Source organism: Citrobacter tructae (assembly GCF_004684345.1).
GTDB lineage: Bacteria > Pseudomonadota > Gammaproteobacteria > Enterobacterales > Enterobacteriaceae > Citrobacter > Citrobacter tructae.
In genome coordinates this window covers 1,073,055-1,099,605 of sequence record NZ_CP038469.1, presented here as the reverse complement: position 1 = coordinate 1,099,605, position 26,551 = coordinate 1,073,055, and the positions used below count along the sequence as shown (strand labels likewise).

27 protein-coding genes are annotated in these 26,551 nt (G+C 50.4%); 15 read left to right on the top strand and 12 right to left on the bottom strand.

The genetic code is table 11. The features are described 5' to 3' along the window. Positions 1-28: 28 nt before the first annotated feature. Positions 29-1,039: a LacI family DNA-binding transcriptional regulator gene (locus tag E4Z61_RS05815; RefSeq protein ID WP_135321958.1), complete on the bottom strand. Its 1,011-nt coding sequence runs from the start codon at positions 1,037-1,039 to the stop codon at positions 29-31. Between the two features lie 219 nt (positions 1,040-1,258). On the opposite strand from E4Z61_RS05815, the gene pspE reads away from it, so the two are divergent. From pspE to tyrR, 4 genes are all read left to right on the top strand, one after another. After that, a complete protein-coding gene (pspE, locus tag E4Z61_RS05810; RefSeq protein ID WP_135321957.1) occupies positions 1,259-1,576 on the top strand; it encodes a thiosulfate sulfurtransferase PspE in 318 nt (105 codons plus the stop codon). 142 nt (positions 1,577-1,718) lie between these two features. Further along, entirely contained in the window at positions 1,719-3,116 is a 1,398-nt protein-coding gene (locus tag E4Z61_RS05805; protein ID WP_135321956.1) for a YcjX family GTP-binding protein, read from the top strand. Then, positions 3,113-4,174: a YcjF family protein gene (locus tag E4Z61_RS05800; protein ID WP_135321955.1), complete on the top strand. Its 1,062-nt coding sequence runs from the start codon at positions 3,113-3,115 to the stop codon at positions 4,172-4,174. The genes E4Z61_RS05805 and E4Z61_RS05800 overlap by 4 nt, the downstream gene beginning before the upstream one ends. A gap of 146 nt (positions 4,175-4,320) precedes the next feature. Then, positions 4,321-5,865, top strand: coding sequence for a transcriptional regulator TyrR (gene tyrR / locus E4Z61_RS05795; RefSeq protein WP_135321954.1), 1,545 nt, complete (start codon positions 4,321-4,323; stop codon positions 5,863-5,865). A gap of 53 nt (positions 5,866-5,918) precedes the next feature. Here tyrR and tpx read toward each other — a convergent pair whose 3' ends face one another. After that, positions 5,919-6,425, bottom strand: coding sequence for a thiol peroxidase (gene tpx / locus E4Z61_RS05790; protein ID WP_135321953.1), 507 nt, complete (start codon positions 6,423-6,425; stop codon positions 5,919-5,921). Positions 6,426-6,539: 114 nt separating this feature from the next. Between tpx and ycjG the strand changes: the two genes are divergently transcribed. Further along, complete coding sequence (gene ycjG / locus E4Z61_RS05785) at positions 6,540-7,505, top strand: L-Ala-D/L-Glu epimerase (protein ID WP_135321952.1); 966 nt, start codon at positions 6,540-6,542, stop codon at positions 7,503-7,505. Here the strand turns inward: ycjG and mpaA are convergent. After that, on the bottom strand, positions 7,480-8,208 hold the full coding sequence (mpaA, locus tag E4Z61_RS05780) for a murein tripeptide amidase MpaA (protein WP_135321951.1): 729 nt from the start codon (positions 8,206-8,208) through the stop codon (positions 7,480-7,482). The genes ycjG and mpaA overlap by 26 nt on opposite strands. 184 nt (positions 8,209-8,392) lie before the next feature. On the opposite strand from mpaA, the gene mppA reads away from it, so the two are divergent. Beyond that, a complete protein-coding gene (gene mppA, locus E4Z61_RS05775; RefSeq protein WP_135321950.1) occupies positions 8,393-10,006 on the top strand; it encodes a murein tripeptide ABC transporter substrate-binding protein MppA in 1,614 nt (537 codons plus the stop codon). 43 nt (positions 10,007-10,049) lie between these two features. Here the strand turns inward: mppA and E4Z61_RS05770 are convergent, their stop codons facing one another. After that, positions 10,050-10,613 carry a MarR family winged helix-turn-helix transcriptional regulator gene (locus E4Z61_RS05770; RefSeq protein WP_135321949.1) on the bottom strand — a complete coding sequence of 188 codons (564 nt, stop codon included), beginning with the start codon at positions 10,611-10,613 and terminating at the stop codon, positions 10,050-10,052. A gap of 115 nt (positions 10,614-10,728) precedes the next feature. Between E4Z61_RS05770 and E4Z61_RS05765 the strand changes: the two genes are divergently transcribed. Beyond that, positions 10,729-10,959, top strand: coding sequence for a glutaredoxin family protein (locus E4Z61_RS05765; RefSeq protein ID WP_135321948.1), 231 nt, complete (start codon positions 10,729-10,731; stop codon positions 10,957-10,959). A gap of 67 nt (positions 10,960-11,026) precedes the next feature. Further along, complete coding sequence (locus E4Z61_RS05760) at positions 11,027-11,308, top strand: Rho-binding antiterminator (RefSeq protein WP_135321947.1); 282 nt, start codon at positions 11,027-11,029, stop codon at positions 11,306-11,308. A gap of 17 nt (positions 11,309-11,325) precedes the next feature. Here E4Z61_RS05760 and E4Z61_RS05755 read toward each other — a convergent pair whose 3' ends face one another. Further along, positions 11,326-12,096, bottom strand: a complete 771-nt coding sequence (locus E4Z61_RS05755; protein ID WP_135321946.1) for a DeoR/GlpR family DNA-binding transcription regulator — start codon at positions 12,094-12,096, stop codon at positions 11,326-11,328. A 107-nt stretch (positions 12,097-12,203) separates the two neighbouring features. Between E4Z61_RS05755 and E4Z61_RS05750 the strand changes: the two genes are divergently transcribed. Continuing rightward, positions 12,204-12,587: a VOC family protein gene (locus E4Z61_RS05750; RefSeq protein ID WP_135324883.1), complete on the top strand. Its 384-nt coding sequence runs from the start codon at positions 12,204-12,206 to the stop codon at positions 12,585-12,587. 38 nt (positions 12,588-12,625) lie between these two features. Here E4Z61_RS05750 and E4Z61_RS05745 read toward each other — a convergent pair whose 3' ends face one another. Next, positions 12,626-13,657: a mechanosensitive ion channel family protein gene (locus E4Z61_RS05745; RefSeq protein WP_135321945.1), complete on the bottom strand. Its 1,032-nt coding sequence runs from the start codon at positions 13,655-13,657 to the stop codon at positions 12,626-12,628. Between the two features lie 248 nt (positions 13,658-13,905). On the opposite strand from E4Z61_RS05745, the gene E4Z61_RS05740 reads away from it, so the two are divergent. Then, entirely contained in the window at positions 13,906-14,166 is a 261-nt protein-coding gene (locus E4Z61_RS05740; RefSeq protein WP_135321944.1) for a DUF2534 family protein, read from the top strand. A gap of 53 nt (positions 14,167-14,219) precedes the next feature. Here E4Z61_RS05740 and uspE read toward each other — a convergent pair whose 3' ends face one another. The 3 genes from uspE to ogt all read right to left on the bottom strand — a co-directional run bounded on the left by uspE (position 14,220) and on the right by ogt (position 16,785). Next, entirely contained in the window at positions 14,220-15,170 is a 951-nt protein-coding gene (uspE, locus tag E4Z61_RS05735) for a universal stress protein UspE (protein WP_135321943.1), read from the bottom strand. Between the two features lie 151 nt (positions 15,171-15,321). Further along, complete coding sequence (fnr, locus tag E4Z61_RS05730) at positions 15,322-16,074, bottom strand: fumarate/nitrate reduction transcriptional regulator Fnr (RefSeq protein ID WP_003020397.1); 753 nt, start codon at positions 16,072-16,074, stop codon at positions 15,322-15,324. Between the two features lie 195 nt (positions 16,075-16,269). Beyond that, positions 16,270-16,785: a methylated-DNA--[protein]-cysteine S-methyltransferase gene (gene ogt / locus E4Z61_RS05725; RefSeq protein ID WP_135321942.1), complete on the bottom strand. Its 516-nt coding sequence runs from the start codon at positions 16,783-16,785 to the stop codon at positions 16,270-16,272. 174 nt (positions 16,786-16,959) lie between these two features. Between ogt and smrA the strand changes: the two genes are divergently transcribed. Then, positions 16,960-17,523: a DNA endonuclease SmrA gene (gene smrA / locus E4Z61_RS05720; RefSeq protein ID WP_135321941.1), complete on the top strand. Its 564-nt coding sequence runs from the start codon at positions 16,960-16,962 to the stop codon at positions 17,521-17,523. 11 nt (positions 17,524-17,534) lie between these two features. Here smrA and E4Z61_RS05715 read toward each other — a convergent pair whose 3' ends face one another. Beyond that, positions 17,535-18,767, bottom strand: coding sequence for a GGDEF domain-containing protein (locus E4Z61_RS05715; protein WP_135321940.1), 1,233 nt, complete (start codon positions 18,765-18,767; stop codon positions 17,535-17,537). A gap of 67 nt (positions 18,768-18,834) precedes the next feature. Continuing rightward, on the bottom strand, positions 18,835-20,949 hold the full coding sequence (locus E4Z61_RS05710; protein ID WP_135321939.1) for a putative bifunctional diguanylate cyclase/phosphodiesterase: 2,115 nt from the start codon (positions 20,947-20,949) through the stop codon (positions 18,835-18,837). A gap of 417 nt (positions 20,950-21,366) precedes the next feature. On the opposite strand from E4Z61_RS05710, the gene E4Z61_RS05705 reads away from it, so the two are divergent. The 4 genes from E4Z61_RS05705 (at position 21,367) to dbpA (ending at position 25,524) form a co-directional block, all read left to right on the top strand. After that, positions 21,367-22,533 carry a methyl-accepting chemotaxis protein gene (locus E4Z61_RS05705; protein WP_135321938.1) on the top strand — a complete coding sequence of 389 codons (1,167 nt, stop codon included), beginning with the start codon at positions 21,367-21,369 and terminating at the stop codon, positions 22,531-22,533. A 148-nt stretch (positions 22,534-22,681) separates the two neighbouring features. Beyond that, positions 22,682-23,665, top strand: coding sequence for a zinc transporter ZntB (gene zntB / locus E4Z61_RS05700; RefSeq protein ID WP_135321937.1), 984 nt, complete (start codon positions 22,682-22,684; stop codon positions 23,663-23,665). A 274-nt stretch (positions 23,666-23,939) separates the two neighbouring features. Further along, positions 23,940-24,122, top strand: coding sequence for a proline-rich small protein YnaL (gene ynaL, locus E4Z61_RS24250; RefSeq protein WP_135321936.1), 183 nt, complete (start codon positions 23,940-23,942; stop codon positions 24,120-24,122). A 28-nt stretch (positions 24,123-24,150) separates the two neighbouring features. Then, positions 24,151-25,524: an ATP-dependent RNA helicase DbpA gene (gene dbpA / locus E4Z61_RS05690; protein WP_135321935.1), complete on the top strand. Its 1,374-nt coding sequence runs from the start codon at positions 24,151-24,153 to the stop codon at positions 25,522-25,524. A gap of 85 nt (positions 25,525-25,609) precedes the next feature. On the opposite strand, the gene ttcA is transcribed toward dbpA, so the two are convergent. Continuing rightward, on the bottom strand, positions 25,610-26,545 hold the full coding sequence (gene ttcA / locus E4Z61_RS05685) for a tRNA 2-thiocytidine(32) synthetase TtcA (protein WP_135321934.1): 936 nt from the start codon (positions 26,543-26,545) through the stop codon (positions 25,610-25,612). Positions 26,546-26,551: the final 6 nt, after the last annotated feature.

Here is a 26,551-nt window from a genome sequence, read left to right as displayed (position 1 = left end):
GAACAGGGGCATCATGATGCCCCTGTTTTTACACAAGCGATTCAGTCAGTGATATTTGTGTACTTACTGTAATATCCTGAAGCCCTTTCTCTCCGGCAATCAGATTGAAGAGTAAATTACAGCTTTGTTCACCTAATTGTTGCGTGGGGACATCAATCCCCCCCGGAACCGGCGTCAGCATAAAAGATAACAATTCATTGCTGTAGCCCACAACGGCCAGTTGCTGGGGAATTGTGATTTTTTTCTCGGCCGCAACGCGATATAAACTCATTAATTTTAAACTGTCGGTTGCAAATACTGCATCGGGCAACGGTTGCTGGCTAAGTAATTTCTGCGACGCGAGCAGGGCCGTTTCATGGGTATAGCCCCCATCAATAATCCATTCGTCGCGTATTTCAATATTATGTGCTTGCAGACTGGCTTTATAACCGTTAACGCGATCAATGGAAACATGAACGTCAAGAGGCGCATGCAAACAGGCAATATTACGATGCCCACTCTCAATAAGCGCATTTGTCAGCGTAATACTGTCGCAGAAATTGTCGGTATCTACAGAGTAGACATTGGAGTATTCGCCTTCAACTTTACCAATCACAACGACAGGAACGTTGTATTTATTTAGCCGTGCAAAAAATGACTCATCAGCTGGAGAACTCAGCATAATGATGCCTTTAATCAATTTTTGCTTAATTTTACTTTCACATTTTTGTAAATCGTCTTCGGTGCTGCGTGATGTCTGTAATATGACATCAAAACCGACTTCTTCCGCCTTTGCTGTAATCGCATGCAGGACTTCAGAGAAAAAAGGATTTCCAGCTGTGGTTTTTGCAGAACGGGTAGAGATCACCATTATTGCGTCAAACCCGGAGGAAGTAAGAGCACGCGCCAGTTTATTGGGTTGGTACTCTAACTCATCAATTGCACGCAGGACTTTTTCTTTCGCTTCAGGCGAGATGTTGGTTTGCTTATTAAGTACGCGCGACACCGTGGACTTTGATACGCCAGCGGCTCGTGCAATATCATAAATGGTAGGAGACATAGATCCCAAGCTCCGTCCGAGAGTCAATGGCGCACATCTTATGGAGTTAATTGACGAATGACAACAATCTCGGGATGTTAGCAGGTAAATCATAAGATTTACGGCGTCGTTCTGTTCCAGAGGAACAGGACTCACGTGATGCCAATAGGGTCGCAATATTTTCTTAAGATATGGCGTATAGTGTTACCGTTAAATCTAACTACTCTTCAGGATGACACTATGTTGAGAAAAGGGGTATTTGCGTTAGCGTTGCTCATAGGTTTGCCGGTTTTTGCTGCAGAACACTGGATAGATGTCCGCGTCCCTGAGCAATACCAGCAGGAGCATATTCAGGGGGCTGTCAACATTCCCTTAAAAGATCTCAAAGCGAAAATCGCGTCCGAGGTTCCGGATAAGACCGACACCGTGAAGCTGTACTGTAACTCCGGGCGGCAATCGGGACAGGCGAAAGATATGCTTACCGAGATGGGATACACGCAGGTGACGAACGAAGGGGGGATCAAAAACATTAACCTCCCGAAAGTAGAGACTCAATAATCCGCGTGATTTACTTCTGATACAGGCGGCATCAATCATGTCGCCTGATATATTTCAGGTAGTTGATAAATAAGAATTGCCCCCTATCTTTACTTCCTGTTAGTTATAATTTCTACGGTTCCTTCAGCATAACGGGATGGCGATGAAGCGACTTAAAAATGAACTCAATTCGCTGGTTAATCGCGGCGTAGACAGGCATTTGCGTCTGGCTGTCACCGGGCTCAGCCGCAGCGGTAAGACGGCGTTTATCACCGCGATGGTAAACCAGTTACTCAATATTCATGCGGGCGCGCGTCTGCCGTTGCTCAGTTGTGTGCGCGAAGAGCGTCTGCTCGGTGTTAAACGGGTTCCGCAACGCGATTTTGGTATTCCGCGCTTTACCTATGATGAAGGGCTGGCCCAGCTGTACGGCTCCCCGCCGACTTGGCCGACGCCGACGCGCGGTGTGAGTGAGATTCGCCTGGCGCTGCGTTACAAGTCTAATGACTCTTTGCTGCGCCACTTTAAAGACACCTCCACGTTATACCTCGAGATCGTCGATTATCCGGGAGAATGGCTGCTCGATTTACCGATGCTGGCGCAGGATTACCTGAGCTGGTCGCGGCAAATGACCGGATTGCTACAGGGGCAACGGGCGGAATGGTCAGAGAAATGGCGGCAGTTAAGCCAGGGATTAGACCCATTAGCGCCCGCCGATGAAAATCGTCTGGCGGAGATTGCCGCTGCGTGGACGGACTATCTGCATCAGTGTAAGCAGCAGGGGCTACATTTTATTCAGCCCGGTCGCTTTGTTTTGCCGGGCGATATGGCGGGCGCACCTGCGCTGCAATTCTTCCCGTGGCCGGATGTTGACGCGTATGGTGAATCGAAACTGGCACAGGCAGATAAACACACCAACGCCGGTATGCTGCGTGAGCGGTTCAATTACTACTGCGAGAAAGTGGTGAAGGGATTTTATAAGAATCACTTCCTGCGCTTTGACCGCCAGATTGTGCTGGTCGACTGCCTTCAGCCGCTCAATAGCGGACCTCAGGCGTTCAACGATATGCGTCTGGCGCTAACGCAGCTGATGCAGAGCTTCCATTATGGTCAGCGCACGTTGTTCCGGCGGCTGTTCTCGCCGGTGATTGACAAGCTACTGTTTGCCGCCACCAAGGCCGACCACGTAACGGTCGATCAACACGCCAATATGGTGTCGCTACTGCAGCAACTGATCCAGGATGCATGGCAAAACGCCGCTTTTGAAGGTATCAGCATGGATTGTCTGGGGCTGGCGTCGGTACAGGCCACCACCAGCGGATTGATCGATGTGAAGGGTGAGAAGATCCCTGCACTGCGCGGGAACCGCCTGAGCGACGGCGCGCCGTTGACTGTCTATCCAGGGGAAGTGCCTGCGCGCTTGCCGGGGCAGGCGTTTTGGGATAGCCAGGGCTTTCAGTTTGAAGCGTTCCGCCCACAGGTCATGGATGTGGATAAACCCTTACCTCATATTCGTCTTGATGCCGCGCTGGAGTTTTTAATAGGAGATAAATTGCGATGAGCGAGCCGTTAAAACCGCGTATCGATTTCTCAGGTCCGCTGGAAGTGGAACAAAATGCGGCGTTTAAAGCACAGCAAATGTTCAACGACACGGAAGCACAGACGTTTTCTCCGGCAAAACTGGACGAACCGCTGGAAGATGAAGGTCAGGCGGAGGCTGTCATTGATGCCGCCTTACGGCCTAAACGAAGCCTGTGGCGTAAAATGGTCATGAGCGGGCTGGCATTGTTTGGCGTCAGCGTCGTTGCTCAGGGTGTGCAGTGGACAATGAATGCCTGGCAGACCCAGGATTGGGTCGCGCTAGGCGGTTGTGTTGCCGGGGCACTGATCGTTGGCGCGGGCGTGGGTTCGGTGGCGACCGAGTGGCGTCGACTGTGGCGTTTGCGTCAGCGAGCGCACGAGCGTGACGAAGCGCGGGATTTACTGCATAGCCACGGTACTGGCAAAGGTCGCGCGTTTTGTGAAAAGCTGGCGCAGCAGGCGGGTATCGATCAATCTCATCCGGCGCTACAGCGCTGGTATGCCTCCATTCATGAAACGCAAAACGATCGTGAAGTGGTGAGCCTGTATGCCAGCCTGGTACAGCCAGTGCTGGATGCGCAGGCTCGGCGCGAAATTAGCCGCTCAGCGGCGGAATCCACGTTGATGATCGCCGTCAGTCCGCTGGCGCTGGTAGATATGGCGTTTATCGCCTGGCGAAATCTGCGGTTGATTAACCGAATTGCGACGCTGTACGGCATTGAGCTGGGGTATTACAGCCGCTTACGCCTGTTCCGTCTGGTGCTGTTGAATATCGCCTTCGCCGGGGCCAGCGAGCTGGTTCGCGAAGTCGGTATGGACTGGATGTCGCAGGATCTGGCGGCTCGCTTATCCACACGTGCTGCCCAGGGTATTGGTGCTGGGCTGTTAACGGCGCGTCTGGGGATTAAAGCGATGGAACTGTGCCGTCCGCTCCCGTGGATCGACGATGATAAACCGCGTCTCGGTGATTTCCGCCGCCAGTTGATTGGTCAGGTGAAAGAGACCTTACAAAAGAACGCATCTCCGCGCGAAAGTTAAGCAAAATTGGGCGCCGATCGTATAACTTTACGGCGCAGCGCCCAATTTTCCAGCGTGCTGTCAATATTTGTTGACAGAATCCTTCCTGCTAACGAAATACTGGCTTATCATCTAACACATGATCCCTTGTTTAGGTGAAGGTTCCCATGCGTCTGGAAGTGTTTTGTGAAGACCGACTTGGTCTGACCCGCGAATTACTCGATTTACTGGTGCTTCGAAGCATTGACTTACGCGGTATCGAGATTGACCCTATCGGCCGAATCTACCTCAATTTTGCGGAACTGGAGTTCACCAACTTCAGCAGCCTGATGGCTGAAATCCGTCGTATTGCCGGGGTTACGGATGTGCGGACCGTGCCCTGGATGCCTTCTGAACGCGAACACCTGGCGCTGAGCGCGCTGCTTGAAGCGCTTCCTGAACCGGTCCTCTCCCTGGACATGAAAAGCAAAGTGGAGATGGCGAACCCGGCAAGCTGCCAGCTTTTTGCCCACACTCAGGATCGTATGTGTAACCACACGGCGGCGCAGTTAATCAATGGCTTTAACTTCCAGCGCTGGCTGGAGAGCAACCCGCAGGATTCCCACAGCGAGCATGTCGTGATTAATGGACAGAATTTCCTGATGGAAATTACCCCCGTCCATTTGCTGGGCGAAAATCAGGAACAGATGTTAACCGGCGCCGTGGTCATGCTGCGCTCCACCATCCGAATGGGACGTCAGTTGCAAAATATGACCACCCAGGATCTGAGCGCATTTAGCCAGATTATTGCCGTCAGCGCCAAAATGAAACACGTGGTAGAGCAGGCGCGTAAACTGGCCATGCTGAGTGCGCCGCTGCTGATTACCGGAAATACCGGAACGGGTAAAGATCTGTTTGCTCATGCCTGCCATCTGGCAAGCCCGCGTGCGGCGAAACCTTATCTGGCGCTGAACTGTGCGTCGATCCCTGAAGATGCGGTTGAAAGCGAACTATTTGGTCACGCGCCGGAAGGTAAAAAAGGTTTCTTTGAGCAGGCGAACGGCGGTTCGGTGCTGTTGGATGAGATTGGCGAAATGTCGCCGCGTATGCAGACGAAGTTGCTGCGTTTTCTTAACGACGGAACCTTCCGTCGCGTCGGCGAAGATCATGAGGTGCATGTTGATGTGCGCGTGATTTGCGCGACGCAAAAGAATCTGGTGGAGCTGGTACAGAAAGGCTTGTTCCGTGAAGATCTTTATTATCGTCTGAACGTGCTGACGCTAAATCTGCCACCACTGCGCGATTGTCCGCAAGACATTATGCCACTCACCGAGCTGTTTGTGGCGCGTTTTGCCGACGAGCAGGGCGTGCCGCGTCCGAAATTGTCCGCCGATCTCAGTACGGTGTTAACCCGCTACGGTTGGCCGGGTAACGTACGCCAGCTGAAAAATGCTATCTACCGGGCGTTAACGCAGCTTGAAGGATATGAACTGCGTCCACAGGATATTTTATTGCCAGATTATGATGCTGCGATGGTGGCGGTCGGGGAAGAGGTGATGGAAGGGTCGCTGGATGAAATTACCAGCCGCTTTGAACGCTCTGTGCTGACGCAGCTGTATATGAATTATCCCAGCACGCGCAAACTGGCCAAACGACTTGGTGTTTCTCATACCGCGATCGCCAATAAGCTGCGTGAATACGGTTTGAGTCAGCAGAAAAAAAGCGAAGAGTAACGTTGTAAATGAAAATGCCTCCATGCGGAGGCATTTTTGTATTCAGACGCGACTTAAGCTTTCAGTACGTCCAGAGCGGCAGTGTAGTCTGGCTCGTTGGTAATTTCATTGACCAGTTGGCTGAAAATGACGTTGTCATTCTCGTCGATCACCACCACGGCACGCGCGGCCAGACCTTTCAGCGGGCCTTCGGCGATTTCAACACCGTAGTTTTTCAGGAATTCCGCGTTACGCAGGGTGGACAGGGTGATCACGTTGCTCAGACCTTCCGCGCCGCAAAAGCGAGAGTGGGCGAATGGCAGGTCGGCGGAGATGCACAGTACGACGGTATTGTCGATTTCTGTCGCCAGTTGGTTAAACTTACGTACCGATGCCGCACATACGCCGGTATCGATGCTTGGGAAAATATTCAGCACTTTGCGCTTACCGGCAAACTGGCCCAGCGTAACGTCAGACAGATCTTTAGCCACAAGGGTAAAAGCCTGCGCTTTGCTACCCGCCTGAGGAATGGAGCCGGCAACGGCAACCGGGTTGCCCTGGAAATGAACGGTTTGTGACATGGTTATCTTCCTGTTTACATATAGTTAACGTCGGAGCTAGTTTATGCCATCAACAGTTAACACGGCAAACGCTATTTGCGGATATCCACTTCCTGGACAGCATAAGGAAAACAAATGAGATCAGTTAAGGTATATGAGGAAGCTTGGCCGTTACACACCCCTTTTGTGATTGCCCGTGGCAGCAGAACTGAAGCGCACGTGGTGGTGGTGGAGCTCGAAGAAGACGGTGTGAAGGGGATCGGTGAGTGTACGCCTTATCCTCGTTATGGCGAAAGCGATGCCTCGGTACTGGCGCAAATTGTGAGTATCGCCCCACAACTGGAAAATGGGTTGACGCGCGAAGATTTACAGAAGCTGCTGCCCGCCGGTGCCGCGCGTAATGCCGTTGACTGCGCGCTGTGGGATTTAAGCACCCGGCAGCAGCAGCAAACGCTGGCTGGGCTGGTTGGTGTTGAACTGAGTGCGACGGTGACGACGGCCCAGACGGTGGTGATCGGCACGCCGGAACAGATGGCAGCAAGCGCTGCCGCGCTGTGGGAGAACGGGGCGACGCTGCTGAAAGTTAAACTGGATGCCCGCCTGATTAGCGAACGTATGGTCGCTATCCGTGCGGCAGTCCCTGATGCCACGCTCATTGTCGACGCCAATGAGTCCTGGCGTGCCGAAGGTCTGGCTGAGCGCTGTCAACTTCTGGCTGATTTAGGCGTTGCCATGCTGGAGCAACCGCTGCCCGCACAGGTTGATGCCGCGCTGGAGAATTTTGTACATCCGCTGCCCATCTGTGCCGATGAGAGCTGCCATACTCGCAGCAGCCTGAAAGCGCTGCATGGACGTTATGAGATGGTGAACATTAAGCTGGATAAAACAGGCGGCCTGACGGAAGCACTGGCGCTGGCGACCGAAGCCCGAGAGCAGGGTTTTGCGCTGATGCTGGGATGTATGCTGTGCACATCCCGCGCTATCAACGCCGCCTTACCGCTTACGCCGCAGGTGAGTTTTGCCGATCTGGATGGTCCGACCTGGCTGGCAAACGACGCGCAACCCGCCCTGCATTTTACGACCGGACAGCTCCATCTTTAGGGTGCCAGCGCAGCAAATTGGACATCGCCAGCAGGTATTTTTCGCTGGCCTCATCTGAGGAGATGGGGGGGAACTCTGCGGTAATGCAGTGTAAGTTTAGATCGGCACACCAGCTACCGAAGGACCCCGGCGTTTCATAACCCACGCTGGTTACGAGAGGGAGTTCAAACCCTCGCGCCAGCCACTCGCCCAGCTCGCTGTGCCTCGGATCTTCAATACAGGCCAGCGGGTCGTGAAAAGATACTACCCAGGCGGGATGAATGCGGTGAATAAGCTGACACAACGCCTGGGTTTCAGGTTCTGATCCAGAATGCTCGCCGGTCAGCAAAACCACATCGCGTTCTTCTGCGCTACTATTCCAGCGATAGACCGTTTCCCCAGCCTTCCAGTTCGCTGCCGGGAAATTACGGTTGAGATCAACACCGTTAGCATTGGCGCGCAGGCCCAGCTGACACCCGTCAGGGTTTACCGCCAGGATTACGTGGTGACGGCGCAGTGAAGGGTTAAGCGTACGCAGGGCGCAGGACAGTGTCACAATTGATGAGTTTTCGTCACCGTGGGTACCCGCCAGAATCAGGCCGCTTTCACGATCGGCTGCTGGCGCAGGAAACCAGATTAGCGGGGCGCCTAACAATGATCGTCCGTAATGTTCGGTTCCTGGCGGAAATGCGCCGCGCTCGGCGCGGGGACGGGTAGCGGTCATAGTCATCTCTGAATGCATGAATTGTTATTCGCAGTGTTGTGCAAAAAGTATGGATAATCAAATCGTTTTCACACACTTATCTTTTCAGGTGTAATATCACTTTCTTGTCGGAAGTTAATTGCAATTCCTGCTGGCGATACAAATAATTACACATTCACTTAGTAGCCAGATTTGAGGGTATCTTATGCGGCATTCTGTTTCAGTAACCTGTTGTGCGCTGTTGGTTAGCAGCATTTCCTTGTCCTATGCTGCAGATGTACCCAGCGGTACGGTACTGGCAGAGAAACAAGAACTGGTGCGTCATATAAAAGATGAACCGGCCTCGCTCGATCCGGCCAAGGCAGTCGGGCTGCCCGAGATTCAGGTTATTCGTGATTTATTTGAAGGGCTGGTTAACCAGAACGAGAAGGGTGAAATTGTTCCTGGCGTTGCCACCCAGTGGAAGAGTAACGATAATCGCGTCTGGACATTTACGCTGCGTGATAACGCAAAATGGGCCGACGGTACGCCGGTGACGGCTCAGGATTTTGTCTATAGCTGGCAGCGTCTGGTGGAACCGAAAACACTGTCCCCGTTTGCCTGGTTTGCGGCGCTAGCCGGGATCAACAATGCGCAGGCGATTATCGATGGTAAAGTCACGTCCGATAAGCTGGGCGTTAGCGCGGTCGATGCACGCACCCTGAAAGTTCAATTGGATAAACCGTTGCCCTGGTTTGCGAATTTAACGGCTAACTTTGCGTTTTATCCGGTACAAAAAGCCAACGTCGAGAGCGGTAAAGAGTGGACGAGGCCGGGTAATTTAATCGGTAACGGCGCTTATGTATTAAAAGATCGCGTGGTTAACGAAAAATTGGTGGTGGTACCAAATACGCATTATTGGGACAACGCTAAAACCGTGCTGCAAAAAGTAACTTTCCTGCCGATTAACCAGGAATCTGCCGCAACAAAACGTTATCTGGCCGGTGATATTGATATCACGGAATCCTTCCCGAAAAACATGTACCAGAAACTGTTGAAGGAAATTCCAGGACAGGTTTATACACCGCCGCAACTCGGCACCTATTATTATGCGTTTAATACTCAGAAAGGTCCGACAGCGGATTCACGCGTGCGTCTGGCGCTCAGCATGACTATCGATCGTCGTCTGATGGCGGAAAAAGTCCTCGGGACCGGCGAGAAACCGGCCTGGCATTTTACGCCGGACGTCACGGCGGGATTTACCCCTGAACCTTCACCGTTCGAGCAAATGAGTCAGGAAGAGCTGAACGCGCAGGCGAAAACGTTGCTGCGTGCGGCGGGCTATGGACCGCAAAAACCGCTGAATTTGACGCTGCTGTACAATACCTCAGAAAACCATCAGAAGATTGCCATCGCCGTCGCGTCAATGTGGAAGAAAAATCTGGGCGTTGGTGTTAAGTTACAAAACCAGGAATGGAAAACCTATATCGACAGCCGTAACACCGGTAATTTTGATGTTATCCGCGCCTCCTGGGTGGGTGATTACAATGAGCCGTCTACGTTCCTGTCGTTATTAACCTCGACCCATACGGGCAATATTTCGCGGTTTAATAATCCGGCGTACGATAAAGTGCTGACTCAGGCCACAATGGAAAACACTGAAAAAGCACGAAATGCGGACTATAACGCGGCAGAAAAAATCCTGATGGAGCAGGCGCCTATTGCACCGATTTATCAATACACTAATGGTCGCTTAATTAAGCCATGGCTGAAAGGGTATCCGATTACCAACCCTGAAGATGTGGCATACAGCCGCAGCATGTATATTGTGAAGCATTAATTCCTGTATGGGCTGGTGGGGATTTTCGCGCCAGCCTGTTTTCTTATTCTTCCGGGGACTGATGTTCCCGACAAATCAGCTTTGCATCATCCTCGCTCAGCGGTTCTTTCGTCAGATTACAAAATCCCCGACCCTTCATTTTTTGATAAAACCGACAGCTGTGGCACAAACCAAAGCCCGGCACATTGTTGGTTCTCTGAATTTCTCTTAGCAGTTCAAACAGCAGTTCTTTTAGCAGAGTCGCGCGTTCCCCCATTGCAGATTCGCCTGCCCGTAAAAAGGTAGGGGGAAGCAAGGCGTCCAGTAACGTATTGGCCGACGCAGTTAACTCCAGATGAACGCTGCGTTTATCCCGTGCATCCTGTGTACGCGCAATCAGTCCTTTTGATTCCAGTAGCTTAAGTGATTGCGACACGGTTCCTTTGGTGAGGCCGAGGTAGTCCGTCACGCCGAGCGGCGTATTGGAATAGCGGTTGCAGCGTGCCAGATACATTAACGCGCTGAGCTGTACCGGCTGAAGATCTGCCAGTAAAGGATGCTGGCGAAACCACATCCGCATCAGACTGGAAAGCCTGTCCATAACGTCGAAAAGTGACATGTCGTGCATAATAAAATCCTCCTTGCCATATAGTATCGATTAAAAACTACATTGACAAAGCATATAACTGGCGTACTATAAATTATAGTATCGATTCGATACTATAATTCAAAGGAGAGGAATCATGATCAAAGCCCGTTTTTATCATGCTGGTTGCCCGGTGTGCGTTTCCGCGGAGCAAGCGTTGTTACAACATCTGTCCCCAGACGTGGAAGTCGATGTCATTCATTTAGGCGATCACCCCGCCAGGGTTGCGGAGGCTGAATTGGCTGGTGTGAAGTCTGTTCCGGCGCTGGTGATCGACGGCAACGTGTTGCATATCAACTTTGGCGCCCCCATCGAGGCGCTGAAATAGCGCAAAGTGTTCGGGAAGTGGCGCTGGCAATTTCCCGAACATCCGATCGAATGGGCAAAGGACCTTTATGTATCCTGTAGAAAATTATCAACCTATTGATTGCGACCTTCATGATTATCTGGAGATTGCCTGTTTATACCGCTATATGCTGCGCATTGAGTTAACCGACGGTACGGTTTTTGATGCCAAAGCCGTTACGACGCGAACGACAGTAGGAAAAGAGGAATATCTGGTAGTTGATAGGCAGGAAAGTCAGCAATACATTCGTCTGGATTACCTGTCAGCCATCACCGTGTTAACGGCAGGAGCGATGTATAGGACCGTGCTATTTGCGTCTGTTAGCCGTTGAAAAAGTGAGAACTGTCGTTACACGGTATAAATACGGATGTCGTGTTCCTGAAAGGCGGTGCCGTACTGTTTGCTACTATTTTCCTCTACCACTATCACATCGATCTCATTGCTCTGGGCGACCACATAGCGGGCCACTGCGGGGATCTTATCCGCCGTCAGCGCGACAATGGTTTCATTGCACTGCTTAATTACTGCTTTCTTGAACTCACAGTCGGCGTAGTCAAACCCGGTTAATCCCGATTCTGGTGCCATTGCGCAGCCTCCAATAAATCCCTGGTCAAACAATATTCCCTTCACTTGGGATATCGCTACGGTTCCCACGCTTCCACCGGACGATCTCTGTACCTGGCCGCCGAGAATAATGACGTCGTACAATGGTTTTTTGAGCAGAACAGCAGCTATTTCCGGAGAATTGGTCACTACGGTTAAGGCAAGCTCGGCGGGCAAAGCTTCAGCCATCGCTAAATTGGTTGTACCGGTATCGATAAAAATACAGCTGCCGGATTTGACCAGTCGGGCACACCGTTGTGCGATGCTGCTCTTTTTGGCCGTATCTTTCATTTTTCGAAGCGTAATATCTTCAGATTCCGGCAAAGAAATGACGGCCCCACCATACACTTTTTTGCACACACCTTCTTTACTCAGCTCATGTAAGTCCCGGCGAATAGTGTGCTCCGATACGCCCAGTCGGCTGGCAAGCTCGGAACAGACAACTCTGCCGTTTTCCTGCAGGATCTGATAAATCAGCGCCTGGCGCTGTTCCGGAAATGCAGCGTAATCGAGCATAAAAACTCCTGATGAAAATAAAAAACGAGCAACAATAAGCATAATCGTGCATTGTGACTGACGATGTCAACATCCCTTAACGGGAAAATAAATGAGAGAGGCTGGTGATGAAGATTGCTCATATGGCGCTGTGGACGCAGGATCTCGAGCGGCAGGCCCATTTCTGGGTCACATTTTTTGGCGGCGAGATTAACGAAAAATACCGTAGTAAAACCAATCCAGGGTTTGAATCTTATTTTGTCAATATTGGCGAGGATATCGCGATTGAGTTAATGACTAAGCCTGGGTTGACGCAACATGCTCCGGACAATAACACCTCAGGGTGGGTGCACCTCGCCATTTCAGTTGGTGGCAGCGAAAATGTTGATGTTATGGCGATGCGTGCAAAAGAGCAGGGGATTTTAGTCTCTGATCCACGCACCACTGGCGACGGATATTACGAAGCTGTGATACAGGATCCTGATGGAAATTTAATTGAGATTGTAGCCTGATCTCTAAATAAATTTGGCGCAGGACCCGTATCATCATTTTAATTTGCAGACGCTGGTGTGGCGGCGTCTTCCATATATAGCGTCTGGCTGGGGAAGGCAAAGTCGGCGCCGTTTTCCTGAACTATGGTGATAATTTTCAAATAAACATCCTGCTGCACGGCAAGCCACTCCTGCCAGACGGTTGTTTTGGTGAAGCAGTAGACCATGATATTCAGCGAAGAATCGGCAAACTCATTGAAATAGACCAGTAGGGTCTGCTTCTGGTCTATTCCAGGGTGATTTTGCAGCATCTGTCTGACCGTATCGACAATTGTGCTTATTTTATCGGCATCTTCATAACGTAACCCGATCACCGTTTTTATCCGTCGATTGCTCATCCTGCCCGGGTTTTCAACGCTAATTGATGAGAAAACTGAGTTGGGCACATACAGGGGACGATGATCGAAGGTATTTATTTTGGTCATTCGCCAGCCAATTTCGGTCACCGTGCCTTCAATATTTCTGTCCGGGGAGCGGATCCAGTCGCCGATGCTGAACGGTCTGTCGAAATACAGCATAATACCCGAGAAGAAATTGCTCAGAATATCTTTCCCTGCCATACCGACAGCAATACCACCGATGCCGCCAAAGGTTAACAGACCAGACAGACTCATGCCGAAATGTTCGCCGTACAGCAGAATAATGGCGACCACAATTGTAATCTTAATAATACGCGACAGGATCCTGGCGCTGGTGATGTCCCGGCCTTTGTTGATCTGCGTTTTTTCAAATTGGTTAATCACCAAAAAGAGTTTTGTGGTCAAAATCAACGCAATCAGCGAGGTACAGAGAAAGTCGACCACGCTGGGTGAGATAAATGTCAGCTTATAGCTGTCGATAACGTTATTGGTGATACTGCCAAACGTACCGATAATAATGGCGTAGACGAAAAACTGCGCCGCGTGGAATATGAACCCTTTGCAGTGTTTTTCACTACGATGAAACCAGACGCTCATCAGTACTAACGCTGCACAGCAGCTGAGAATGACCGTCAGATTAAAGGCATTACTCATAAACAATTCAGCGATCATGATTCTCCCTGGCTACTCCGTGTTAGCAAAATATTATCTGACACCCTGATTATCAGGTATTTTACCCGCAACAGGCAGTCATATCATTCATCATGAGGAGATAGAAATACTACAATCAGCGTTATTTTCAGTTGAATAACACTGATGTCAACCCCGTACGCAGTTTATGTAGCAGACAGTAAGTTGATGTCATGGTATTGTTATTGCAAAGTAACAAATTATTCATCTGCACAAGAAAGGACGAGACTATGATCATGGCTAAGCTGAAAACAGCAAAGGGAAGAAAATTTCTGTTGTGTCTGCTTGGAGTGTTTATTATTGCAGCATCGGTGGTTACACGAGCCACTATCGGTGGGGTAATTGAACAGTACAATATTCCGCTTTCTGACTGGACTGCCTCAATGTATGCCATCCAATCGGCGATGATTTGCGTCTACAGTATGGTGTTTACTATTTTGCTGGCGATCCCACTAGGAATCTATTTCCTGGGTGGTGAGGATAAGCACTAAGCGCTTATGATGCCGGATGAGGTCGTCATCCGGCATGTTGTGTGACTGCGTGATTAATCGTCTTCGTCGTCGTCCAGTTCGACAGGCGTCTGGTACTGGTCGGGTTTGATCACCAGAAGATCGCAGCGTAGATGGTCGATGACCTGTTCCGCCGTATTGCCAAGGAACGCCGCTGAAATACCAGTACGTCCAACGGTGCCCAGTACCACGATACCTGCCTGTAAATGCTCAGCCAAATCAGGAATGACCTCTTCAGGCAGTCCTTTTTCAACGTGTGTAACTTTCTCATCAATGCTGAATTTCTGGCGCAATGCCTTCATGGCTAGCAGGTGCTGTCCACGGATCGCATCGTTATAAACGCTGGGGTCAAATTCAGGCAGTTCAATGGCGATGTTGATGGGAGTAACAGGGTAGGCGCCAACCAGATGGACTTCAGTATGGTTAACCTGTTCTGCGAGCAGTAGCGTTTCTTTAACCAGTTTTTCGTTGAGAGCGTTGTGATACGCTTCCTCACTGGCTAGATTGACGGCGACCAGCGCTTTGCCACCTTCCGGCCACGGTTGATCTTTGACCATCCACACCGGGCTTGGGCACTTACGCAATAAATGCCAGTCTGTCGGGGTGAAAATTACCGCTTCCAGGCGGTCGTGTTGGTGCGCCATTTTAAGGACCAGGTCATGCTTAGCACTGATGACTTCCTGGATGATGGCTTCAAAGGGACGGTTGTGCCAGACCACTTTAATATCAAGAGGAATACCTGCATCGATATAGTACTTCGCTTGTTCACGTATCCATGCCGTTCGCTGACTGATAACACCCTGGCGCATTGCCGTACGCTCATCTGGCGACAGCAGGGTGGTCATCTCATAGGAAAAGTCATAGATCGGCAGAAAGGCTTTAATTTTGCCACCAATCCGTTGATGCAAATAAACAGCTCGCCGTAATGCAGGTTGATCGTCCTGGTTCGGATCGATGACCACCAGCATGTTTTGATACATAGCCATACAGGGTCTCCTTACAACTGTCACCGCAGTTTGTAACTAAAAGAGTAACCCAATAATGTGGATTGAAACAGGGGAGAACCTCCTGCCAGATCAATAAATCGGGAAAATTTAGCGATTTGACAGAAGGCTAGCTGCGATGCTTGCGGAAAGATTAAGCAACGTTACGTGTGTGACCAGCAAGAACGGCCAGCGCGTCGCTATTCTCGATAGTGATATACTTACCTTTCACTGCCAACATGCCGCTTTTCTGGAAGCGACCCAGCAGGCGGCTGATGGTTTCGACCGTTAAACCGAGGTAGTTACCGATGTCGCCACGGGTCATCGTCAGGCGGAATTCGCGAGGCGAGAATCCGCGTTGGGCGAAACGACGGGACAGGTTATAGATGAAGGCCGCTAAACGTTCTTCTGCGTTCTTCTTCGACAACAGCAGGATCATATCCTGATCGCCTTTGATCTCGCCGCTCATCAGACGCATCATCTGCTGACGCAGATTCGGCATCTTACCGGACAGGTCATCCAGGGTTTCGAATGGGATTTCACATACCATTGAGGTTTCCAGGGCCTGCGCGAAGCTTGGGTGATGACCGCTGCCAATGGCGTCAAAACCAACTAAATCGCCTGCCAGATGAAAACCGGTAATTTGCTCATCACCTTGCTCGGTAATCGTGTAGCTTTTAATCGTTCCGGAGCGGATAGCATAGAGTGATTTAAGTTCATCACCTGCTTTAAAGAGCGTCTGCCCCTTTTGGATAGGCTTTTTGCGCTCAATGATATTATCGAGCTGGTCCAGCTCGTGCTCGTTAAGTGTGAACGGGATGCAAAGCTGGCTGATGCTGCAATCCTGGCAATGGATAGCACAACCGCCAGACTGAATGCGCCGTATAATTCGCTTTTCCGGGATCATAGGTCTGCTCAAGCCGTAATTGATATTTGTCAATTTTAACATCTTTTTGGTGAGCACGTAAGCCTGAGGTACTCCCAATAGAGAATAATTCAGGTATAAATGGGGTGAATGTTCTTTATGTGCCTGATTATCCACACTTTATCTGAGGTTGCTTTATATAGAAGTGTGATGAATAGGGCATTAATTGCCTGGATTCTAGAGCAGCAAATAACCTTCGTGGCGCAATAACCACTCTTTTCGCTGCACACCACCCGCATATCCTGTCATGGTGCCGTTGCGTCCAATCACACGATGGCAGGGAACAACAATGCTGACTGGGTTAGAACCGTTTGCGGCACCGACGGCTCTGGCGGCACCGGGACGCCCCAGTTGTTCGGCCAGTTGTCCATAATGCATCACCTGACCACAGGGGATCTCGCGTAGCGCTCGCCAGACTTCCCGCTGAAACGGGGTTCCCGCAGTAGCGGTTTCCAGCGTATCAATGATGCTCAGATTACCCGCAAAATACTCGGACAGTTTATCGCTCAACCCACCGGGATTTTTGGCGGCAATGCGCTGATAACCTTCAGTGCGATAGTGAATATCCAGCAGTTGCTCCATACGATCGCTGTACTGTTCCCATTCGACGGCGCGCAGGCGAAATTGTTCATCGCAGATGATCCACAGTGGGCCTAGCGGTGTGGCGATGGAGTCTTCAAGTAAATTAAGCATCCGTTTCTCTCAATTCAGGAGGGGCAATACCCGTGTCAGTCGCGGGGATACACCATATCACGCCATGGATATTCGCAGCTATACCCCCTTTTATTGGAAATAACTGTAAGCCGTTGTCGGTAGAATAGTGCACGGTTATGATAATGGCTGTCGCAAAACGCTGGAGGATGAGACATGAACCCTGAAGATGCATCGTTGTTTCTGGACGCTATGGGGGATGTTGAACCGTTGAAAGGCCGTACCGATATCCACTGGCAGCCTTCGCGCAATCTCCGCAACCTGACACGTATCGATACGTTGCAGTTGGATAATTTTCTCTCGACAGACTTCCTGGATATCGTACCGTTGAGCGAATCGCTGGCGTTTCGTCGCGAGGGTTTACAGCAGGGCGTTACCGACAAGTTGCGAAACGGAAAGTACCCCCAGCAGGCGAGCCTCAATCTCCTGCGCCAGTCGGTTGAAACGTGCCGTCAGATGTTATTCAGTTTTATACACCGGGCCCGGCAGGAGAGGCTGCGCAATGTGCTCATTATTCACGGCAAGGGACGAGACGATAATTCCCATGCCAATATTGTGCGCAGCTATGTGGCGCGCTGGTTGACGGAGTTTGATGACGTGCAGGCCTACTGTAGCGCACTGCCGCACCACGGTGGCAGCGGGGCATGCTACGTTGCGCTACGCAAAACGGTGCAGGCAAAGCAAGAAAACTGGGAGCGACACGCGAAGCGCAGTCGCTAACGGACTCTACTTCAGGCCGCCAGTACCCGGTTTCTGCCTTCATTCTTGGCTTTGTATAACGCATCGTCCACGCGTTTGAATAATTCATCAATGCTTTCATTCGCTTCGTGTCGTGCCACGCCAATACTGACGGTAAAGCGGGGAAGTCCTGGCAGGCTGACTCTGGCTACCGTGGCGCGTATCGTTTCTGCAAGATTGAGGGCAACGTCGAGAGGCGTACGTGGCAGGAGCAGCACAAACTCTTCACCTCCCCAACGGAACACCAGATCGTCCTTGCGCGCGCAGGTTTCCAGCGTGCGTGCCAGCGCACAAAGCACTTCATCCCCCTTTAAATGGCCAAAGAGATCGTTAATGCTTTTAAAACGATCGGTGTCGATCAGTAGCAAGCTGTAGTCCTGAGTCAGCGACATGACGTGCGAGTGCTCCGGCTCGGTGACTTGATAAAAATGTCTGCGGTTGAGTAATCCGGTTAACGCGTCATGCAGAGCAGCCCGTTCCAGTTCCTGTTCGAGGCGTTTTTGTTCGGTAATATCATGAATGATGCACAGCATCAGTTTATTACCGTAAATCTCGATTGGGCCTGCGTAGGTTTGCACGTGGCGAGTGGTGCCATCGGCAAGTTTGTGGACAAAATGTAAGGGCTTATGGCCTCCGGGCAGCTGCGCTATTTTATGCATCACCGGTAAGATATGACGCCCCAGCATATTGATTTCCCAGGTATGCTTCTGACACATCATGTCATGGCTATAACCATAGAAGTTAAGGGCGCTGAGATTCGCATCGACAATCAGCCCATCGCGGGACGGATCGATGAGCAGCATTGGCGCTGAGTTTGTCAGGAAAAAACGGGCGTAGAACCCCTGTTTTTTACGCTGATAGTTGGCGGAACGGCTGGCTTTTAGTCCCTGAGCTGCCGGGGTTTCAATGCCTTCAAAAAGGATGACATCACCACACTCAGCCAGCTCCCTGATAGACAGGCGACAGGCCTGCGCAATTTCCTCTCCGTTCCGGTAAACCGTAAGAATTTCTACGATATCATGATGATTTTTCAGGTCGCAGAGATACATGGTTAAATCAGCCTGGGCATGGGTCGAGAATAATCCCTTTCTGAGTCGGGAAAAATCCGCAGCTTGCATGATTTCCCGTGCAACGGCATTGGCGAATATCAGTTCTTCGGTATGTGGCGAAACGATCCAAACCGGAATGGTTAATAAATCCAGTGAATGCAGTTCGTTTATGCTCATCGATAATCCCGTTATCTTCATTGGCTGTGTTGCCGACTGACTGGCAATTAATAGTCATTATTCAGTCTCACAATGGTATTGAATGTCGGTGAGACAATGGTTGTACGGCCAGTTTCGGTTTTACGTTGCTTTCTGCGTGCATTAATTCATGAATCTGGTGTGCGGGCAGTGGTTTAGCAAACAGGTAGCCTTGTAATACTCTGCATCCCATTTGGGTTAGCAGCATTTCTTGCTCCTGCGTCTCGATGCCTTCAGCCACAACGCACATATTCATCGAGTGGGCTATGTCAATAATAGTAGACACGATTTTTGTGTTTTTGCTGTTCTCACTAATATCTTTGACAAATAGTCTGTCGATTTTTAATTCCTGCGCCGGGAGCGACTTTAACATCAGTATATTTGAATAACCGGTGCCGAAATCATCAATAGAAACGGTGATGCCGAGATCTGAAAACGTATTCAACACGTCCACGCTGCGTTTTAAATCTTTAAGGGCTGTACTTTCTGTCAGTTCCAGCGTTAATTGCGTCGGTGATATCTGATATTGTGCGAGGGCACTGCAGACAATATCGACGATATCATGCTGTTCAAACTGCACGGATGAAAGATTAACTGCGAGAGTCCAATGGCTATAACCTTGAGACCTCCATTGATGTAACTGAAAACAAGCCTGATGAATCACCCAGGTGCCGACGGGAATGATCAAACCCGTCTCCTCGAGCGCAGGAAGAAATTCAGCAGGTAACAGTATGCCGCGTTCGGGGTGATGCCAGCGGAGGAGTGCCTCAAAACCGGCTAGTGTATGATCGTCAGCGGTATATTTAGGCTGATACCATAACTCGAATTGATTGCGTTCAAGTGCTTGTGACAGTTCCTGCAAAAAGGTTGGGGGCGTATCCGCGATCGTCTCCATTTCAGGGGTATAAATTGCCCAACCGTTTCTGCCAGCCTGTTTGACATGGTACATCGCCATATCAGCCTTCACTTTTAACTCATGCAGCGTTGCGCCATGCTCGGGATAAATACTGCTCCCTGCGCTTAACGAAACCCGAAGGGTATGTCCACAAAGCGTAAACGGCTCTTTGATAACATCTGCAATACGGGTCAACAGGGTGGAGACGGCATCTGTGTCGCTGTTCGGGACCAGCAAAATAAATTCATCACCTCCCAGTCTGGCGAGCGTCATTGTGTCATCAAGGCAGGTATAGATGCGCTGGGTACTGGCGATCAGCAGTTGATCGCCAATGTGATGACCCCAGGTATCGTTGACCACTTTGAACCGATCGAGGTCGATAAAGACCAGCGCAAATGGGTATTTATGCAGTTTGGAATACTGCAGGCAGGTCTGTAAACAGGCATCAATCTGGGTACGGTTAGCCAATCCCGTCAGCGGATCAAAGTGGACCTGATGTTCAAGCTGGCAGTTCAACTGGTGCAAATTATCTGCCAGACGTGATGTTCGCAGTTGGGAATCCACCATCGAAATAACCAGCATAATACCTAGTATTACTAGGGTTATGGCACTGACCCAGATGGAGAGTTCCAGCGTGCTGATTCCCTCGTGCGCGGTGTGTTCGAAGTGAGTGAAGGTCGCCGCACCCATCCCAGTGTAATGCATAGAAGCAATAGCCAGCGCCATAATGAGCGCGGCAATAAGGCGGTTGATCAACACACGTCGGGTATTTTGGCGTAAATGAAAGGCCAGCCATAAGCCCACGCCCGACGCCACGATGGCAATGACCACCGAGAGCAGAATCAGCGTGCGATCCCAGAGAATCGCCACATGTTCAATAATGGCCATCATGCCAACGTAGTGCATCGCTACCACGCCAGTGCTTAATAGACCGGTGGCGGCGACAAGGCGTTTTGTTGATAACGTCTGGCCGGATATGGCGATATTGATAGCCAGCGTCGCGCTAATAAGGGCAATAAGGAAAGAGCACGCGGTGAGCACGAAATGGTAGTTAATAGGCATGCTCATTTTCATGGCCAGCATACCAATGAAATGCATTGACCAGATCCCCATACCCAGTGTTGCACCACCGGATAACCGCCAGAAGGTCGATTCTCGTCGACTGGAGATTGCCACTTTTCCCGCACTGTCGAGAGCAATAAAAGAAGCAATAAAGGCGACCACAAAGGAAATCCCAATCAGTACTGGATCCCACGACACGTGCAACATCGTACTACCTATATATAAAAAACCGTGATGTTAAATCTAGCATGTTTTGTCAAGTTAACCCGATAAAACCAGGACTGTTCGTATTTTTTAACCTCGAGCATGAGTTTGAGCCGTTATAACTTGGGAAATGTCCGGTGTTCACTCGTGAAATCATTCATGAAATTTATCATTTGTGTGTTTTGTATGCTCCGCGTGCTCCTTATCACAATAATCTGACTGTGGGTGTGGTGAACGGCTTTGTCAGAGTAAAATGCTGCATTAATGGAAATTGCAGGTTCGATAATGCGACTTAAGTGAAAGGAAGGCAGGGTCTAATTGAATATTCAGGTTTCCGCATAAGCGAATGGTAATCTGCATCACAACTGCTATAAAAATTATTACCCGCATTCGCGTTATTTCTTGGTGAGCAGGATTAAAATGTTAAATAATATTAGCGTCAGGACGTTTATTATTTCATTTCTGATATTAACGCATTTTATTCTCAATGTGATGGAACTATTATTATCAGCAGGGCTTGATGTTATTATATATACCAACGTGGTGAGCCTTGTTTCGATATTGTGTCTGTGGTGGTATATGACGAAATATCTCGTCGTACCAATCAATACCGTGAAAAAGAGCATTGAGGAGGTCACTTCAGGGAATCTGGCGATCAGCATTCCTGAATTTGGTAATAACTGCGCGGGTCGCCTTATCCCCGGCATCAACAGTTTATCGAGTAATATTTCCACGTTAGTTAGTGAAATCCGCACCTCTTCACGCACGGCGATGATGCTCTCTGAACAGCTTGCAGATCGCAGTGCAGAACTCTCGGTGAAAACAGAGCAGCAGTCAGGGGCGCTAACGCAAACCGCCGCCAGTATGGATGAGATAGCCATCAGCACGCGAAATAATGCTGAGAATACGCAACTGGCCAGCGCCCAGGCGAATATCGCCACACAATCCGCCCGTCAGGGGGGGGAATTAATGGTACAGGTCGCAACCAATATGCACTCGATCACCGAATGCGCGCAGCAGATGACAGAAATAATTGCGCTGATTGACGGCATTGCCTTCCAGACGAATATTCTGGCATTGAACGCGGCGGTGGAATCAGCACGAGCAGGCGAGCACGGCAAGGGATTCTCGGTGGTAGCGGGAGAGGTAAGAACGCTGGCTCATCGCAGTGCAGAAGCGGCAAAGAATATTAAACGACTGATTGATGAAACGCATTACAATGTCCGCGAAGGGGCGGCCATTGTCCGTGAAGCAGAAAAAAATATGCAGGATATTGTGGGTGGTGCCGGGCAATTAAATCAGTTGATGGGGGAGATATTAACCACCACGCGGGAGCAGGAGAAAGGTATCGTTAAGATTACCCAAGCCCTGGTTGAGCTGGAAAGCGTGACCCAAAGTAATGCGACTATGGTTGATGAGTTATCGGGTTCATCAGGCATTCTGAAAAATCAGGTGAACGACCTGCAGTTGCGGACACATAAATTTAATTTAAGTAATGCCTCATCACCTGAATTATTCGCGCAACCTCGTGGCGCGACAACGCCACCTGCTCTAAGCCGACGAGATAAATACGGTCATTCATTCTGACCCTGCTGCCACCAACGCCGACGTCGTCGGCGTTTTCATTTCAATTTATCTTTTCTGAATCATTTCAGCACAATGGGATAAAGAGATATTGCTTAACATATTCTGCAGGCTAGACTAACGAAAAAGATTGAATGACTGTGGAGGCGATGTGGAAGCCATTAAGGGATCGGACGTTAATGTGCCGGATGCCGTGTTTGCCTGGCAACTGGATGGTCAGGGTGGAGTAAAACCGCTGGAAGATAACGATGTTATCGACAGTCAGCATCCCTGCTGGCTGCATCTTAATTATACCCATTCTGATAGCGCGCAGTGGCTGGCGACGACCCCTTTGCTTCCTAATAATGTGCGCGATGCGCTGGCAGGTGAAAGCACACGTCCACGTGTCAGCCGAATAGGGGAAGGCACGCTGATTACCCTGCGCTGTATTAACGGCAGCACGGATGAGCGTCCTGACCAACTTGTGGCGATGCGTTTATATATGGATGAGCGCCTGATCGTCTCGACACGGCAGCGTAAAGTACTGGCGTTGGATGATGTGGTTAGCGATCTGCAAGAAGGAACGGGACCGAATGACTGCGGCAGCTGGCTGGTGGATGTGTGTGACGCGTTGACCGATCATGCCAGTGAGTTTATCGAACAGTTGCACGATAAAATTATCGATCTGGAAGATAATTTACTCGATCAGCAAATCCCACCGCGCGGATTTCTGGCTCTGTTACGTAAGCAACTGATTGTCATGCGTCGTTATATGGCGCCACAGCGAGATGCCTATGCACGCCTGGCGAGTGAACGACTGCCGTGGATGACCGACGATCAGCGACGCCGGATGCAGGATATCGCCGACAGGCTGGGAAGGGGGCTGGACGAGATAGACGCCTGTATCGCCCGGACTGGTATCATGGCGGATGAAATTGCGCAGGTGATGCAGGAATCTTTGGCTCGCAGAACCTATACCATGTCGTTGATGGCAATGGTCTTTCTGCCTAGCACATTTTTAACCGGGTTGTTCGGCGTTAACCTTGGGGGAATTCCCGGCGGTGGCTGGCAGTTTGGCTTCTCATTGTTTTGTATTCTGTTAGTGGTCCTGATTGGTGGTGTTACTTTATGGTTGCATCGTAGTAAATGGTTGTAACAACAACGTTTTTTACCGCGTTTCGTAAGCGAAAACGCTTAATATTTTGAGCGAAGTCAATAAACCGTCTACCTATTCGGGGCAATATCTCTCTCGCAGGTGAATGCAACGTCAAGCGATGGGCGTTGCGCTCCATATTGTCTTACTTCCTTTTTTGAATTACTGCATAGCACAATTGATTCGTACGACGCCGACTTAGATTAGTCGGCTTTTTTTTGCCTGCAGGAAATCAGCGTCTACCCTAAAAGAGTCAACCTGAATGACTGGAGGGGATATGACCTGTCTAATGCTATTGTTGCAGTTGCCCACATTCAACCCCGATTCTGTACCGACCGACCCGGTACCCATTCCTGACCCGATACCCCGTCCGCAGCCGATGCCGGATCCGCCGCCGGATGAAGAACCGATTAAAATGTCGCATCACGGGCGTAGATCTGCGAGGATACGCGCCTGCTGATTGTGAGTTTTTACCGCGAGATTAAATTGTGACCGCTTTTTCTACCCTGAATGTTTTACCTGCCGCCCAACTCGAGAATCTTAACGAGCTGGGTTATCTTGAAATGACGCCTGTTCAGGCCGCTGCGCTGCCAGCTATCCTGGCAGGAAAAGATGTTCGCGTGCAGGCAAAAACCGGCAGTGGCAAAACGGCCGCGTTTGGTCTTGGACTGTTACAGCACATTGATGCCGCGCTGTTCCAGACACAGTCGCTGGTCCTGTGCCCCACGCGTGAGCTTGCTGACCAGGTGGCTGGCGAACTGCGTCGTTTAGCGCGTTTTCTACCGAACACCAAGATTTTAACCTTATGTGGCGGGCAACCCTTTGGTGCACAACGTGATTCTCTGCAGCATGCGCCACATATTATTGTTGCCACGCCGGGCCGCTTACTTGACCATCTGCAAAAAGGCACCGTCTCGCTGGAAGCCCTGAATACGCTGGTGATGGATGAAGCCGATCGCATGCTGGACATGGGCTTTAGCGATGCCATTGATGACGTGATCCGCTTTGCGCCTACATCACGTCAAACGTTGCTGTTTTCGGCAACCTGGCCGGAAGCGATTGCCGCGATCAGTGGTCGGGTGCAGCAAAATCCGCTAGCCATTGAAATCGATACGGTGGATGCGCTGCCGGCAATCGAACAACAGTTTTTTGAAACCTCCACCCACGGCAAAATTTCGCTGCTGCAAAAATTGCTTAGCCAGCATCAGCCCGCATCGTGCGTTGTTTTCTGTAATACCAAAAAAGATTGTCAGGCTGTGTGTGATGCACTGAATGCAGCAGGGCAAAGTGCGCTGTCATTACATGGCGACCTGGAGCAGCGCGATCGCGATCAGACACTGGTCCGTTTTGCTAATGGTAGCGCGCGCGTGCTGGTGGCAACCGATGTTGCGGCGCGTGGTCTTGATATTAAATCGCTCGAGCTGGTGGTTAACTACGAATTGGCATGGGATCCGGAAGTGCATGTGCATCGTATAGGACGTACCGCGCGTGCCGGTAATAGCGGTTTGGCCATTAGCTTCTGTGCGCCAGAAGAGGCCCAGCGAGCCAATATTCTTTCTGAAATGCTACAGTTAAAGCTGAACTGGTTGCCTGCACCAGGCAATGGTCCATTAGTGCCGCTTGAGGCTGAGATGGCGACGCTGTGCATTGATGGTGGCAAAAAGGCAAAAATGCGTCCAGGCGATGTTCTGGGTGCGTTGACCGGTGATATGGGTCTGGATGGGACCGACATCGGCAAGATTGCCGTACATCCAACGCATGTCTACGTGGCGGTTCGTCAGTCCGTCGCGCATAAAGCGTGGAAGCAGCTACAAAACGGTAAGATTAAAGGCAAAAGCTGCCGGGTTCGTCTGTTGAAATAAATGCCCGTTGGAGTGCCTGATGGTGCTCCGCTGATCAGGCCTACACGCGTTTATACGCGGTGTAGGCCATCCGGTAATATCTGGATTACTTCACTTCCACCACGTTCAGACGTAACTCATCCAGTTGGTTTTCATCTTCTTCTGGCTGCCAGCCTGCCGGTTGCAACGGGATCTCTTCGCGATCGAACGCTAAGTCACCGCCGTCCACGACCTCAGAACCGTGCTTGATACCTTTAAAGTCGAACAGATTGATATCGCTAAGATGCGAAGGCACCACGTTCTGCATTGCGCTGAACATGGTCTCAATACGACCCGGGTAGCGTTTGTCCCAGTCACGCAGCATGTCAGCAATCACCTGACGTTGCAGGTTCGGCTGTGAACCACACAGGTTACACGGAATAATCGGGTAGCCTTTGGCTTCGGCAAAACGCTCGATGTCCTTCTCGCGGCAATAGGCCAGTGGACGAATGACAATATGCTTACCGTCATCACTCATCAGCTTCGGCGGCATGCCTTTCATTTTCCCGCCGTAGAACATGTTTAAAAACAGCGTTTGCAGGATATCGTCGCGGTGATGTCCCAGCGCAATTTTCGTGGCACCGAGTTCGGTTGCTGTGCGGTACAGAATGCCACGACGCAGACGGGAGCAGAGAGAGCAGGTGGTTTTCCCCTCCGGGATTTTGTCTTTGACAATCCCGTAGGTGTTCTCTTCGACAATTTTGTACTCAACGCCCAGTTGTTCCAGATACTCCGGTAAAATATGCTCCGGGAATCCTGGCTGTTTCTGATCCAGGTTAACCGCGATCAGAGAAAAACTGATTGGTGCGCTTTGTTGCAAATTGCGCAGAATCTCCAGCATTGTGTAGCTGTCTTTCCCACCGGAAAGGCACACCATAATGCGATCGCCATCTTCAATCATGTTGAAGTCGGCAATCGCTTCGCCCACGTTACGGCGCAGACGCTTTTGTAATTTGTTCAGGTTGTACTGATCTTTCTTGCTAATATCTTGATTTTGCGACATTTAATA

Bases quoted from the DNA above. Each gene is read 5' to 3' on its own strand.
- E4Z61_RS05715 (WP_135321940.1), bottom strand. From the start codon at position 18,767: ATGAGCATAAACGAACTGCATTCACTGGATTTATTAACCATTCCGGTT.
- ogt (WP_135321942.1), bottom strand. From the start codon at position 16,785: ATGCTTAATTTACTTGAAGACTCCATCGCCACACCGCTAGGCCCACTG.
- E4Z61_RS05765 (WP_135321948.1), top strand. From the start codon at position 10,729: ATGATCAAAGCCCGTTTTTATCATGCTGGTTGCCCGGTGTGCGTTTCC.
- mpaA (WP_135321951.1), bottom strand. From the start codon at position 8,208: ATGACCGCTACCCGTCCCCGCGCCGAGCGCGGCGCATTTCCGCCAGGA.
- tpx (WP_135321953.1), bottom strand. From the start codon at position 6,425: ATGTCACAAACCGTTCATTTCCAGGGCAACCCGGTTGCCGTTGCCGGC.
- E4Z61_RS05705 (WP_135321938.1), top strand. From the start codon at position 21,367: ATGTTAAATAATATTAGCGTCAGGACGTTTATTATTTCATTTCTGATA.
- E4Z61_RS05800 (WP_135321955.1), top strand. From the start codon at position 3,113: ATGAGCGAGCCGTTAAAACCGCGTATCGATTTCTCAGGTCCGCTGGAA.
- pspE (WP_135321957.1), top strand. From the start codon at position 1,259: ATGTTGAGAAAAGGGGTATTTGCGTTAGCGTTGCTCATAGGTTTGCCG.
- E4Z61_RS05745 (WP_135321945.1), bottom strand. From the start codon at position 13,657: ATGATCGCTGAATTGTTTATGAGTAATGCCTTTAATCTGACGGTCATT.
- E4Z61_RS05710 (WP_135321939.1), bottom strand. From the start codon at position 20,949: ATGTTGCACGTGTCGTGGGATCCAGTACTGATTGGGATTTCCTTTGTG.
- E4Z61_RS05815 (WP_135321958.1), bottom strand. From the start codon at position 1,039: ATGTCTCCTACCATTTATGATATTGCACGAGCCGCTGGCGTATCAAAG.
- ycjG (WP_135321952.1), top strand. From the start codon at position 6,540: ATGAGATCAGTTAAGGTATATGAGGAAGCTTGGCCGTTACACACCCCT.
- smrA (WP_135321941.1), top strand. From the start codon at position 16,960: ATGAACCCTGAAGATGCATCGTTGTTTCTGGACGCTATGGGGGATGTT.
- uspE (WP_135321943.1), bottom strand. From the start codon at position 15,170: ATGGCTATGTATCAAAACATGCTGGTGGTCATCGATCCGAACCAGGAC.
- ttcA (WP_135321934.1), bottom strand. From the start codon at position 26,545: ATGTCGCAAAATCAAGATATTAGCAAGAAAGATCAGTACAACCTGAAC.
- E4Z61_RS05805 (WP_135321956.1), top strand. From the start codon at position 1,719: ATGAAGCGACTTAAAAATGAACTCAATTCGCTGGTTAATCGCGGCGTA.
- E4Z61_RS05750 (WP_135324883.1), top strand. From the start codon at position 12,204: ATGAAGATTGCTCATATGGCGCTGTGGACGCAGGATCTCGAGCGGCAG.
- ynaL (WP_135321936.1), top strand. From the start codon at position 23,940: ATGACCTGTCTAATGCTATTGTTGCAGTTGCCCACATTCAACCCCGAT.
- E4Z61_RS05755 (WP_135321946.1), bottom strand. From the start codon at position 12,096: ATGCTCGATTACGCTGCATTTCCGGAACAGCGCCAGGCGCTGATTTAT.
- E4Z61_RS05740 (WP_135321944.1), top strand. From the start codon at position 13,906: ATGATCATGGCTAAGCTGAAAACAGCAAAGGGAAGAAAATTTCTGTTG.
- E4Z61_RS05760 (WP_135321947.1), top strand. From the start codon at position 11,027: ATGTATCCTGTAGAAAATTATCAACCTATTGATTGCGACCTTCATGAT.
- fnr (WP_003020397.1), bottom strand. From the start codon at position 16,074: ATGATCCCGGAAAAGCGAATTATACGGCGCATTCAGTCTGGCGGTTGT.
- mppA (WP_135321950.1), top strand. From the start codon at position 8,393: ATGCGGCATTCTGTTTCAGTAACCTGTTGTGCGCTGTTGGTTAGCAGC.
- E4Z61_RS05770 (WP_135321949.1), bottom strand. From the start codon at position 10,613: ATGCACGACATGTCACTTTTCGACGTTATGGACAGGCTTTCCAGTCTG.
- tyrR (WP_135321954.1), top strand. From the start codon at position 4,321: ATGCGTCTGGAAGTGTTTTGTGAAGACCGACTTGGTCTGACCCGCGAA.